Source organism: Agaribacterium haliotis, assembly GCF_002312815.1.
GTDB classification, from domain to species: Bacteria; Pseudomonadota; Gammaproteobacteria; order Pseudomonadales; family Cellvibrionaceae; genus Agaribacterium; species Agaribacterium haliotis.
The window spans coordinates 97374-109864 of record NZ_NKQJ01000010.1; the positions used below are offsets into that span (position 1 = coordinate 97374).

10 protein-coding genes are annotated in these 12491 nt (G+C 49.1%); 4 read left to right on the forward strand and 6 right to left on the reverse strand.

Annotation, left to right across the window (positions count from 1 at the left end):
* A complete protein-coding gene (gene rrtA, locus CFK45_RS12715) occupies positions 1-648 on the forward strand; it encodes a rhombosortase (protein ID WP_096086823.1) in 648 nt (215 codons plus the stop codon).
* 158 nt (positions 649-806) lie between these two features.
* Here the strand turns inward: rrtA and CFK45_RS12720 are convergent, their stop codons facing one another.
* The 4 genes from CFK45_RS12720 to CFK45_RS12735 all read right to left on the reverse strand — a co-directional run bounded on the left by CFK45_RS12720 (position 807) and on the right by CFK45_RS12735 (position 5896).
* Entirely contained in the window at positions 807-1103 is a 297-nt protein-coding gene (locus tag CFK45_RS12720) for a type II toxin-antitoxin system RelE/ParE family toxin (RefSeq protein ID WP_096086824.1), read from the reverse strand.
* Positions 1084-1332: a CopG family ribbon-helix-helix protein gene (locus CFK45_RS12725; RefSeq protein WP_096086825.1), complete on the reverse strand. Its 249-nt coding sequence runs from the start codon at positions 1330-1332 to the stop codon at positions 1084-1086. The genes CFK45_RS12720 and CFK45_RS12725 overlap by 20 nt, the downstream gene beginning before the upstream one ends.
* 225 nt (positions 1333-1557) lie before the next feature.
* Positions 1558-3198, reverse strand: coding sequence for a pre-peptidase C-terminal domain-containing protein (locus tag CFK45_RS12730; RefSeq protein ID WP_096086826.1), 1641 nt, complete (start codon positions 3196-3198; stop codon positions 1558-1560).
* Between the two features lie 304 nt (positions 3199-3502).
* On the reverse strand, positions 3503-5896 hold the full coding sequence (locus tag CFK45_RS12735) for a DNA polymerase II (protein ID WP_096086827.1): 2394 nt from the start codon (positions 5894-5896) through the stop codon (positions 3503-3505).
* 294 nt (positions 5897-6190) lie between these two features.
* Here CFK45_RS12735 and CFK45_RS12745 point away from each other — a divergent pair, with 294 nt between their 5' ends.
* The 3 genes from CFK45_RS12745 to CFK45_RS12755 all read left to right on the forward strand — a co-directional run bounded on the left by CFK45_RS12745 (position 6191) and on the right by CFK45_RS12755 (position 7999).
* On the forward strand, positions 6191-6535 hold the full coding sequence (locus CFK45_RS12745; RefSeq protein ID WP_096086829.1) for a hypothetical protein: 345 nt from the start codon (positions 6191-6193) through the stop codon (positions 6533-6535).
* Between the two features lie 19 nt (positions 6536-6554).
* Complete coding sequence (locus CFK45_RS12750; protein ID WP_096086830.1) at positions 6555-7346, forward strand: PhzF family phenazine biosynthesis protein; 792 nt, start codon at positions 6555-6557, stop codon at positions 7344-7346.
* A gap of 65 nt (positions 7347-7411) precedes the next feature.
* A complete protein-coding gene (locus CFK45_RS12755; protein WP_204378476.1) occupies positions 7412-7999 on the forward strand; it encodes a GNAT family N-acetyltransferase in 588 nt (195 codons plus the stop codon).
* A 100-nt stretch (positions 8000-8099) separates the two neighbouring features.
* Here CFK45_RS12755 and CFK45_RS12760 read toward each other — a convergent pair whose 3' ends face one another.
* A complete protein-coding gene (locus tag CFK45_RS12760; RefSeq protein ID WP_096086831.1) occupies positions 8100-9167 on the reverse strand; it encodes a trypsin-like serine protease in 1068 nt (355 codons plus the stop codon).
* A gap of 695 nt (positions 9168-9862) precedes the next feature.
* On the reverse strand, positions 9863-12154 hold the full coding sequence (locus CFK45_RS12765) for an SMP-30/gluconolactonase/LRE family protein (RefSeq protein WP_158224693.1): 2292 nt from the start codon (positions 12152-12154) through the stop codon (positions 9863-9865).
* Positions 12155-12491 lie beyond the last annotated feature (337 nt).

Consider the following 12491-nt stretch of genomic DNA (forward strand, 5'->3'; position numbering starts at 1 on the left):
GTGTTTCACTTAAATATAAGAGCGAAAAAAAACGGCGATAGCGCATTAAGCACTGCGGCCCAACTGAAACTAAACAAGCGGGATATTGCGCTAAGTGCAGGCTTATTTTTATTGCTACTGCTTATTGCACTTGTCGATGTAAAAGATCAGCTTGAACTAAGCATAAGCGCCATTAAAGCCGGCGAGCTTTGGCGGCTTTTCAGCGCCCATTTTGTTCACGCAAACTGGCAGCATTTGTTGATTAATATCGCCTCGCTGATCGCATTTTTTTGCCTGTTTCCCGAGCAACTCAAATATAAAAGGCTGAGCCTTGGCATTGTTGTCAATGCCTTGTTACTTAGCCTGGGCTTATTATTTGTATTGCCAGCCAATACCGCCTACCTTGGGTTTTCCGGCCTGCTCTACGCGCTGCTGGCAAGCGCAGCAATGTTAAACTTACGCCGCAACACATTTGCCCCGTGGGTACTGCTATTTTTATTGCTAAAAATAACCTGGGAACAAATTTTTGGCGCAACAAGCTCAAAAGCCCTGCTGCAAAACGGAACAAGCGCCATCCACGCCCACCTTTTGGGCGCCCTTAGCGGATTAGCCAGTGCCTTGGTTTATTTGGCTAAACAGAAATTTATTTCGGGTGTGAAAGATAGATAGGCTTGGCAAAGTTTCTACCACTACGACTCCATCGCCACCTCTTGCAAAGTGGCCAAATTATTCAACCACAACACATCTTGGTTTGCTGTGAAGAACGAGCTTGTTAGCTATGTGGCAAGCGGAGGAAGAACATCGATCTCCCCCGTAAACAAGCGCCCTTAATCCGCTGTCGGCCACTGCAGGGCTTCGTGTAGAACACGTAATATTTCAATGCAGCTCGCCGTCACATGCTCTCGATAGATCACGATAAACGGTAAACCGTAGATCACCAGTTCTCGTGTGTTTTTAACACGCCCTTGGCGTCCGGCACGCGGGTGTTCGGCTAGGATGAGGTGTGTGCTATCGATGATGTTCATCACTACATCGATAGCAACGGTGGGGCTATTATTTTCGGTGATATGGGCTTCGATCTTTTCCAGGTCGATGTCGGCAAGCTCAGTCCATTTGAGCTGCACGCTTGGCCTCCCACTTGGCCTTGATGTCTGCATGGTCGATCAAGCGACCTTCGTCAGCAGCTTTCACGCCCTTCTCCACTTCGTGGATAAACCATTCTTCACGAGCCACATATTGCTTGATGGCTTCCGCCATCAGCCATGCGCGGGGTCTGTCCATCGCTTCGGCCATCTGGCCAACACGAGTTAACGTTTCGTCATCCAGTCTCACTGAGGTAGCTTTTAATGGCATAGCGATTCTCCGAGGTTCTCATGGAACCTCAACTATAGTCGATTTAGCCTTCACTGTCTTGCTACTCTTCAGCGGCTAAGGTGACGAGCAAGGCCTCTTCGGTCGCCTCCAACGCTTCCTCAGCCCTTATGCGCTCTGACCTAGCGGTGCGTGTGGCGGTGTGAGTTTTTTAATTTATAGATAAGCACATGGGTCTAAAGCTTTGTCATGAGAGTTCCGGGAACTCTAATCCAAAACAACAATGCTACTCACACTTTCTATACTGGGCAGATTTGAATAGCTATCGCGCTTGCCAACAACCTCGATGCTTTTACCGATAAGCTCAGGTCTTAACTTAGGGCTCCACTTATCGCGCTGGGCGGATTCCAACTTCACAATAATGGTATCGGCAGTATTTTTATCGCGCATACGTAGGGCATAGATATCATTAAAGGCTTCAACAATAACGCCGACTGCAGTCAATGCGCTGCCCTTGGGCTGGGCCAGCGCCTCAGTCACACTTAACGCATCTGGGTTTGACGACGGCTGAGGCCCGGGCGTAGCGCTTGGGCTAGGCATAGCCGTTGGGCTCGAGCTCGGGTTCGGATTTGGACTCGGCGCAGGGTGAGCATTCGCAAATAGCGATATATCTAAAGATGTTTTAACCGGGCTGTGATCGGATACGCTGGTGTTTAAATACTGATTGCGAAGTGAAGCGCTTATCGCATGCCAGGCTGCGTTGAGCTCATCGGAAATCAGTATGTGATCAATATCGCTGTCTGGGTTGCTCGGCACATAGGGCTCATCCGTTACAGATCCAGCGGCGTGACTGTAGTCAGCTAACGCATCGCCATCTCTGTCCAGGTACATGCCCCAATCGGCAATTTCACCATTGGCGCCGCCGTGGCTGGCAACATTTAAATCACCGAGAACGATCATATTGGCGGTTCGATAATTTGCTGCGAGCTCATCGAGTAAAATTGCCATCGCATCGGCGCGGCGCTCGGCATTACTTTCGCCGGTACAGCATTTAAGATGCAGGTTAATTAAATTTAAAAGCTTTGAGTGGCCATCTACGGTAATACTTGCCGTCATCAAATACGGATAGCGCCCGGCAAAGGCCCTACTGCTTGTATCTGTCAAAATGGTTTGAAAGCTGGCCGCTATAATTGAACCCTTGTAGACATAAGCCAAACTCTGCGACGCCGACGGCTGACTGACTGCTCCGGCCCAAAGGCTCTGCGTATCAATGCTATTGAGCACTGCAAGTAATTCATTTAAAACAGCGCTGCCGCCAATTTCCTGGAGCGCATAAATATCGCCGCCGCCATCAATAATGTCATTTGCCGCAGCGCGGATTTGCTGCTCGCGCGTACCGTTGTAACCGGCCGTAGAAGGCCTGCCTAGCCACTCGATATTGTAAGTCACAATATCAATGCTGCTGCCATCTGTTGCCGGCGGCGTTGTCGGAAGCGGTGTAGGTATAGATGTAGGTTTAGGAGTCGGCGTCGCCGAGCCTGAACGATTAAAAGAAACAGATAACAAAGCGCCGTCAAAGGCCTTGTAGGCGCGCAGCATAATATGGTGCCTTCCGGCCGCAGGCTTTAATACGCTGCAGCGCTCGTTGTTGTCTGCTTGAAATGGGCGACAATCGTAAGTCGTGGTATTTGGCACAGCATTAAAGCGTGTATATAAGTCAACATCACCTGTACCGCCTGCGACACTGACCTCCAAATTACTGGCCGCTTCTGGCAGCTCAACAAAATAATACTGACGCGACGCGGTAGCGCCATCGACTGTCAATGTCTGACCATTGGATAACTCAGCGGCGTTGGCGCCGAGCGCTGAAAATACAGACACAAAGGCCAGGATTTTTATAAAATTCATTTTGTCCTCACAGATACAGCGGCAATTCAGTGAGTTGAATCACACGGGGGCTTGTTGATACAAACTTAGGAAACAAGCTTGAGAAAATAACCTTGGAAAAACAATCTTGGAAAAAGATTGCCAGAATTACGCGACCGCGCATTGTTACAGAGCTTTATTAAAAAAATATGATTATTTAGAGTCGAGCAAATGACACTTTTATTAACACGGTAGGAACAGTCTGAAACTTAAAAGCCTTAAAAACATCAACAACCTATCAACAAAAAAATATCAACAACAAAACACCAACAACAAAAAATATAGATCAAAAAAGAGCCAATTGAGCATTGGCCAACTCATCAAAACTTAAATTCACAAAAGGTAAAATAGCCTCAGCCACAGGCTTTAATTGCTTGTCGATATAGTGTTGGTAGTCAATCGACGCCTGGCGATGCTCTAGCGCCTGCGGGCCACTTACCGTTTGCACATAGTTAATCCAGCCCTTGTTTTGATAACGCGCCTTTTTACCCGCTTTAAGATTCAGCTCATCGGCGTGACGCGCCGCTTTGACTTGCGGCGGCGAACTTAATACATAGAGTTCAAGCTTGCGGCGCAGGCGTTTTCGGTAAATCAGTTTATCATCGTTTACACCAGCCAAGGTATCAACAATCGTTGTTCTTATATAATTTTTTACGTCTTGCCCAGAAAATACCCGCTGATAAAGTTCAGCTTGAAAATCTTTGGCCAATTGAGTCCAATCTGAACGCACCGTTTCAAGGCCCTTAAAGACCAATTGCTCACCGTGTTCCGTTTTTTTAACACCGGCATAACGCTTTTTAGAACCCTGGCTCGAGCCTCGTATGGTCGGCATCAAAAACTGGCTAAAATGTGTTTCAAACTCCAATTCCAGCGCACAAGGTAAATTAAAGCTCTGCTCAAGTTTGTTTTGCCAAAGCTCATTGATGCGCTGTTGCAGCATAAGGCCTACATCACACACGGCTTTGTGATCGTAGTCTCCGGCTAAATACACAAAGGTTGAATCGGTATCACCGTAGATCACTTCATAACCTTCGGCTTCGATCCAGGCTGCTGTTTGCTGCATAATCTCCTGGCCGCGCATAGTAATGGAACTAGCCAGGCGCGTGTCGTAAAACGGGCAGCCGCCCGAGCCGAGCACACCGTAAAAACTGTTCATTAAAATTTTAATGGCCTGCGAACGCGCGGCATCACCTGCGGCCTTAGCTTCGTCTCGCGCCTGCCACAAGGTATCAATAATATCGGGCAAAAAGTGTTTATCGCGGCTGAATTTAGCGCCTTTAAAACCTGGAACGGCGTCGGCCGGCGCTTGCAAACCCTCTACCAAACCGAGCGGATCAATTAAAAAGGTGCGAATAATGCTCGGATACAGGCTTTTAAAATCAAGCACTAAGACATTAGTGTAAAGGCCCGGCTTACTCTCCATAACATAACCGCCGGGGCTGGCAAGGCCGCCATCATCGGGGCGGCGCGGTGAAACATAACCGGCGCGATGTAACTTGGGTAAATAAACATTAATAAACGCCGCAACAGAACCACCCATGCGCTGCAGCTCAAGCCCCGTTAACTGTGAGCGCAAGCTTAAATAATTAAGTAAGTCGCAGTGCTCAAAAATATCCAGAACTAAGTTACAGTCCTGCAGATTATAATTGGCAAGTTTTATTTTATTGTATTTAAAATCGTGTTCAATCTCGGCAAGCCTGTCGTCAACGTTTTCGCTCAACTTGCCTTTGCCAAGCAACTGCTGGGCAACAAACTCTAAGCTGAAACTGTCAAAGTGGTAGGTTGCCGAGCGCAGGGCATCAATACCATCTATCACCACCCGGCCGCTAATCGTCACATAGGCTTGATTTGAGTCATCGCGGCGCTCGCGAACATGCATAAGCTCACCGTCGCGACCGAGTGCTAACTTAAGGCGATGAAGCTGCGCTCGCTTGTTGAGTAAACGCATATCAAAATTTAATACGTTCCACCCAACAATCACATCGGGGTCATAGTGCTGTAGTTTGTCGACAAAGGCATTTAACAGGGCCGCTTCATTATCGACATACGTTAACCAGGATGGCGACTGCAGGGTGTTTTCACCGCGCTCGGCCTCGCCGATCATCAGCACACAGCGCCAATCACGCGCTGCCAAACCAATGGAAAACAATTCTCCTGCTTCACTGCATTCAATATCGAGGCTTAAACAGCGAAAGCTCGCGCGATAATTCGACGGCAAACAACGTGCGTTGCTCAGCTCAACATACGATGAGCGTTGCTGCAGGCGGCCTTGGGCTTGCATACTGCCGTAAATAAAGCGCTCCATCAGGAAACGATCACTTAGGCGAATATCGGCTTCATACAAATGAAGCCCCCGGCCTTCAAGTAAGCTGCGGGCGCGATAACACAGCTTTGAACTGGTAAAATACACTGCACCGATGCGCTGCTGATCAAAACTTTTTAGGCTTAAGGCGCGCGTCTCAAATGTTAACCCCGCCTGTTTTAGCAGTTGTTCTGCCTGCAGCAGATCGCGCTGGGCGATAAAAAACACATCTTTTTGTACAGTGCTGATCACTTTACACGGGCCGGCTTCTGTCTTCAGCCAAAACTCAAGATACAGCTGACCCGCCCGCTCACGCAGGTGGCGGCTAAGTATCATGCCTTCAACGGCATGTATTGAGGTAGGGTTCGGTTCAGACATCAGGCAACACAAAAAACTGCGGCGATTATAGCGCTTTATGCGGCTTGACGTCAGCTAAGCGCTTAAACAACAGACACCACGGCAAGTGCCACAACAAACACCAAAACAAGCACCACAACTAATACCACAGCAAACACCGCAACAGCAGCAACGACGGCGGGCAGTAACACAAAGGCGCCTGCGAACAATAGTGTGAACAGGGCCTTAAACAAACTCTGCAAAGGCCAAGATAAAAAGCCCAAAGTGAGTTAGCATAGCCCGCCTCTTGTCATCAACATCAGGGAGTTGTCGTTGTTGAAATACTTAGTTGTACTGATCTTAGGCGCGTGCGCTTACTGGGCTTATCAAAACTATTCACTATCTGAAGCGGAACTGTCACTGTCGGAAAAACTGCGCCACGAAGGCTCGGTAAGTGCCAGTGAAGTGTTCAGCACCGCAAAAGAGCTTGTTGTAACTATTTGCAACGACAGCGAGCTTCAACAGGCCTGGGGTAATACCCCCGACAAATGCCTTCAGCAAGCACAGAACTTAGAATCAAGCTGCCGCCAGCAAGTCTTTGCCGATACAGAAAAAAACATAGATAGCATACCGGGCATCAAGGCCTTATTGGCACAGTACCATCGTTGCGTTTTACCTTAAAACTAAGAGGGATTAGCAAGTGAAGTTAGATATTGATATTGTCGATGCATTTACGGAAAAACAGTTTCAAGGCAACTCTGCCGCTGTTGTAATCGCTGAAAGCTGGTTAGATGAAAAACTCATGCAAGCCATCGCCACAGAAAACAATCTTTCTGAAACGGCTTTTTTGCTACAGCACAGCAGCACGCACTACGATATACGCTGGTTCTCGCCTATTACAGAAATTGATTTTTGTGGCCACGCCACACTCGCTTCGGCCTTTGTTATTTTTAACAGGCAGCCAGAGCTTACTAAACTGACGTTTTCAGCCAAAGCCGTTGGCCAAATGAGCATCGTCAAAAAAGACGATGGCCATATTGAAATGGACTTTCCAGCGAGAAAACCCCAATGCGTCGACAAGGTGCCAGCGGAATTACTAGAAGGTTTATCGATACAACCATCGAGCGTACTGTTAAACAAACAGGCGTATTTTGCCATCTACCAAAATGAAGCTGATGTTCTTGCCCTGACCTATAACAAGCAGTCGCTACAAAAACTTGCCCCGTTTGACGTAGTGGTAAGTGCCGCCGCTAGCGAATACGACTTTGTTTCCAGGTATTTCTGGCCAGCCAATGGCGGTGATGAAGACCCGGTCACAGGCTCCATCCACACAGGCTTGGCGCCGTACTGGGCTGAACAACTGGGTAAAACAGAGCTTCTGGCCTATCAGGCCTCTAAGCGAGGTGGGATTTTGAATTGCCGCCTGCAGGGCGATCGAGTATTTATTTCTGGCAAAGCGGTACTGTACTTACAGGGTTTTATCCATATCTAAATTTAGCGATGTAAACGTTGCATCCAACAACCTACTCAAACCCAACAACGCGGAACAAGCAAGCTGTGAGTTTAACGATAGAAAATATAGAGTATCGCCAAGCGACACGTGAAGATATTGACGATGTACTAGAGCTTCACTACCGCTACCAGGTCGATTCTATTCATGAAGACGACAAAAAAGACGGTTTTATTACTACAGCCTTTAACAGCGATCAGCTAGGTGAGCTTATTGAACAAGAACAAGGGCTATTTATTGCACGCCAAGACGCTAAGCTCGTCGCTTACGCGATGGCGGCCTCATGGGGTTTTTGGTCTAAGTGGCCGATGTTCCAGCACATGATTCGCGACTTAAATAAACTTGAGTACCGCACTTATAAACTAAGTGTTAAAAATTCCTATCAGTACGGCCCAGTCTGCGTCGATAAAAACGTTCGCGGCCAAGGTGTATTTGAGTCGATTTTTACTTATGCACGCAGAGCCATGCAAGGGCGATATCCGGTACTTGTTACCTTTGTAAATAAAATTAACCCGCGCTCATTTGCTGCGCACACCCGCAAAGCCGGGCTGGATGTGATTCAGGAATTTGAGTACAACAACAATTTTTACTACGAACTGGCCTGCTTAACGGCTGATTCAACAGAGCAAAAATAGCTAGCTTTTTATTTAAGCAATCAGTCCGGGCCCTGGGCCCGGACTGATTTTGTATCTACTGCATTTGGCATACAGATATATCAAGGCATGTTTTACAGGCTTAATTCGCCGAGCAACCTGCGCCCCAGTTTACAGCCAGAATATAATAGTCACCGTAGTTAACCCGGCCATCGCCATTGATATCGGCTTCTTTTGGTTGAATGGCTGAACCTGTGCGCCCGCGGTTTAATACATATAAATCGTAGTCGTCACCGTCGATGCAGCCGTCGCGATTTATATCGCCATAGATATCATCACTGCCCGAACCGCCATCACTGCCGTCGCCAATCGTTGTTTTAATCCAGCCGTTATCGCTTGCTTGCGCACTGACATCAGAAAATACCGTATAGGAAGTACAGCCTGGGCGGCCCCATGATACGACACCGGCAAGGCGCCAACCGTTGACAAAGCCCGAACGAGTGCGGCTCTGATATACCAGTGGGCCACCGCTATCACCGTAACAGCCGCCAATTGCGCCGTTCTCAAAACCCGCGCAGAGCATGTCGGCGCTGACACTGTTGACATCGCGAAGCGCGTTTGCACAGGCATTTTGACTGACAACTTGCAAACGCCCCTCTTGTAATATGGTGGTGCCTGGCGAGCTATTGGTCTCCCCCCAGCCACTGACATAAACAGGCTCATTGATTGCAGGCCGTGAATCCGCAAGCTCAATTGCTTGAACGGCGCTGTTAAACTCCAGATCCGAACTCAGCTCTAATAGGGCCATGTCGTGCTGCAGGGTGTAGTTATTCCACTGCGGGTGTTCAACAATACGCTTTACACGCACCGCCTGTACACGCGAGTCAGAATTTACTCGCGAACGATCGTGCGCGCCGGCATACACCGTCCATTCCGAGGCGGCCGTGCCATCGGTACAGTGCGCAGCGGTCAACACCCAACGCTTATCGATGATCGTACCACCACAGCGAACACCGCTGGTAATTAATACCTGCCACGGGTATTCACCGCGCAAGGCATCCTGACCACCAACAACAAATGGCACAACATTTTCAGGCTCTAGCGATTCGGCAAAGCTAACTGCAGAAAAAGCCAACGAAAACATTGCTGCAGTACCAGCCATTGCAGACAAACTAGAACAAGCTGAAACAAGATGCTTAACAAACTTCATTCAAACACTCCTTTTGGGGCCGGCGCTTAAAAACATAAACACTCAGCCGGTTTTCATTAATGTTTAATTGCTAAAACCACCAAACAACATGCAAACAATCACCTTGCAACAAACAGTTTCAATAGCAACTGCAGGCATATTGCGCCGGAAAAATGCTAACAAACACAAAGAGAAAATAAGCGCCAGAAAAAATCTGCGGCAATTGAAAACAAAAGCCCCTGAATAAACAAGCAAAAGCATTCAAAGCAAACAAACACGATAAAAACCAGAATTTATTCGAAGAACATTCAGCAGCTTAGAAACATCAACTACCAAAGCAAACAAATACGAAACAATTTACCCAAGCAGAAAAACAACTTAAAAAACACTTAGGTAACTATTTTGAAATGTTGTGTTAAAAGCTTTGAAATAAAAACAAGATCGTACTTCGGCTTTTGCGCCATCGATATACGGCCAAAAAATCAAAACACAAAGCCAAGAAGCAAGAGCCAGCACTAAAAACCACCAACAAACAACTGGCATATCTAGCGGATACGAGCGCTGCGCTTTAGAAGAATAAATTTGAAAAGGCTACTACAACTTAACAACCAGCATAAAAAAGCGCCACAATGTGGCGCTTCGAATAGTACGGCTGAACTATCTATATTTAACTATCTATATTTAACTAGGTATATTGAACTAGGTATAGCCACACCCTAATACGGTAACCCAGGTATTGTTACCGGCGCTGCAAATACTTTTGGTTTGTCGCCCAATGTCGTTGCAAACAATGTTTTGCCATCGGCGCCACCAAAGGCGAGGTTGGTTACCTGCGGTAAGTCTATCGATGTTTCAATCTGATCCGTTAGTGCGTTGATAATCACCACCTTGCCACTTGCAGTGACATAGAGGTTGCCCGCGCAGTCGATGCTTAGGCCATCGACAGACATCAGCGCATTGCCGGCAATTTTCTCTGCCGCGCCAAGCACAGTACCCTGCTCCGTCAGCGCGTATTTAAATAAACCGTTTCGACCACCCACGTAGATGTGACGCTCATCGAGTGAAAGTATAACGCCGTTTGGTTTTTCAACCTCGCTCGCAAAAGCGCTGACAACACCATCGCGGTTCACATGGTAAGCCCGCTCTGCCGATTGAGTCGGCGCCGGGTTTTGCCAATCAGGATCGGTGAAATACAAATCACCGCGAGTGGAAAAGACAAGATCATTGGGTGAATTAAAACGCAGATTGTTGTAGCTGGCGGCCAACACTTTTCCATCGTCAAGCCGGGTAATGCTGCCATCGGCATGGCGCGCCGCAACCACTCGCCCGGCTTCATCAAAGCTCAAGCCATTTGAGCCATAACCCTGCCTAAGCACCTCTAGCATACCGCCGCGCAATACAACTAAGTCGGAGGGGTTGGTCGAGTTGCCGTCGTTGTAGCCGATGTGCGACATCATCAATGCGCCGTCCGCCCAAATTGGGCCTTCGAGGATGGCAAAACCAGGCGTCAGCGGCTCCACTTCAAGCACCTGCTCAAAACGGATGGCACTCGCACTGAGTGTTTTCTCATACGTACTCGGGCAATACTTTAATGCCAGTGCGGGCGTTTCTTCCGGCACGTCCGGAGTCGGCGTTGGTTTGGGCGTAGAACCCTGATACGGATAACCATTGTCATTTGGCCCAAGCTTGGTCGATTCGTGCAGTAAGTCATTCACCCGGTAATTATCACCACAGCCAATACGGCTTGTGCTGGTCGCCACACCGTCGTACCAGAAGCTAATATTCGGCGGCGAATTTAAATTGTTAAAGCTGGTATAACCAAAGGCAAAATAGTCAAATAGGTAGGGCCCCCAGGGCTTATCAGCGTGCATTGAATAGGCACCGCCTGGCGCCTTGTCGGCATTGGTCCAGGTTCGCTCGTTGGTAACGTGCAACTGCTCTACATTTTGATTATCCCAGAACACCTGCACTTCGTTGTCATCACCATTAAAGTGCACCTCCAAACAGTACCAAAGTTCAGGCTGCATGCGCGCACCAAACTCTTCCATGCAAACACTGTCGTCACTGCCATAGCTGCCGGAAGTCATTTCCAAATCGTCGTCTAGATGCGCATGCATGCCGCTGCCGTCGCGATTTATTTCAAGCTGGCAGCGGTGATCTCCAACACGCAAGTGCTGGCCGCCATCCTCGCCCCTTAGCAACACGCCGTGGGCTCTGGCAAAACCCTGGCTGTCACCACCAAACGAAACACCTGCCCGGTCGCCACTGCTGCGCACAAAAACCCGCGCCCAGAAATCGTTTGCCGGTGGCAATACTTTAAAGAAACCGCCATCACTATAGTTCTGCGTATCAACTCTGACCGAGCTTGTACTGTTGTAACCAATACTGGTATCGATCGAATAATTACTGGCGTTTTGCACAATTTCAGCGGGCAGGCCATTCTCAAAATCAAAACACTGCGCTGCGCCATCCAACTCACAGATGCCCTTGGGGCTAGGTTCTGGCGTTGGCTCCAGGCTTGGTTCTGGCGTTGGCTCCGGGCTCGGGCTCGGCTCTGGCGTAGGTTCCGGGCTTGGGCTTGCTTCAGGAGTCGGGCTTGGCTCCGGCGTCGGTTCGGAGCTTGGGCTTGGCTGAGGGCTTGGCTCAGGGCTCGGCTCCGGAGTTGGCTCTGGGCTCGGGCTTGCTTCAGGCGTCGGGCTAGGCGCCGGTGTCGGTTCTGCACTTGGGCTTGATTCGGGCGTCGGTTCTGGTGAGGGTTCGGGCGTAGGCTCTTGTGTAGGTTGAGGGCTGGGCATCAAGGTCGGGCTCAGCGTAGGTGTGGCCGCCGGGCTGGGGAAGATAACCGGCGGTGGCGAGGCAGGCCCCATGCTTTGAGTGGGCATGGGTGTGGGCATGGGTGTCGGCATAAGTGTCGGCATCTGCGACGGCAATGGGCTCGGACTTTGCGGCTGCTGAGGACTCGGCGTTTGCACAGGAAGCGGCGTTGTTGTCGGCGCCGAACTAGGCATAACACTCGGCTGCGCACCGGGGCTTGGCAACGTAGAGCTTGTTGGCTGAGCGCCTGGAGTGGGCTGCGTCTGAGACCCTGGCGCCGAGGAAGATGCCTGACCACCACAAGCAGCTAACGAGAAAACAAATGCTGAATAACTAACAGCCTGAATAAAACTTACTCGCACAAGTATTGGCCCTAATTCAAAATAAAGAGCCCGAGAATATTCGAACTTCTAGCGAGCTGAGGTGATAGCTGTCTCATTCTTAGGCTCGTGCAAAGAGGCCAGACTAAAGTGCGCAAGTTTTTTGCATACAACGCTGCAGCCCCTACTCCATAGACATTAAATCTAACCC

Excerpts from the sequence above, each read along its gene's own strand:
- CFK45_RS12765 (WP_158224693.1), bottom strand. The coding sequence starts at position 12,154 with ATGCCTAGTTCGGCGCCGACAACAACGCCGCTTCCTGTGCAAACGCCG.
- CFK45_RS12735 (WP_096086827.1), bottom strand. The coding sequence starts at position 5,896 with ATGTCTGAACCGAACCCTACCTCAATACATGCCGTTGAAGGCATGATA.
- CFK45_RS12725 (WP_096086825.1), bottom strand. The coding sequence starts at position 1,332 with ATGCCATTAAAAGCTACCTCAGTGAGACTGGATGACGAAACGTTAACT.
- CFK45_RS12730 (WP_096086826.1), bottom strand. The coding sequence starts at position 3,198 with ATGAATTTTATAAAAATCCTGGCCTTTGTGTCTGTATTTTCAGCGCTC.
- CFK45_RS12760 (WP_096086831.1), bottom strand. The coding sequence starts at position 9,167 with ATGAAGTTTGTTAAGCATCTTGTTTCAGCTTGTTCTAGTTTGTCTGCA.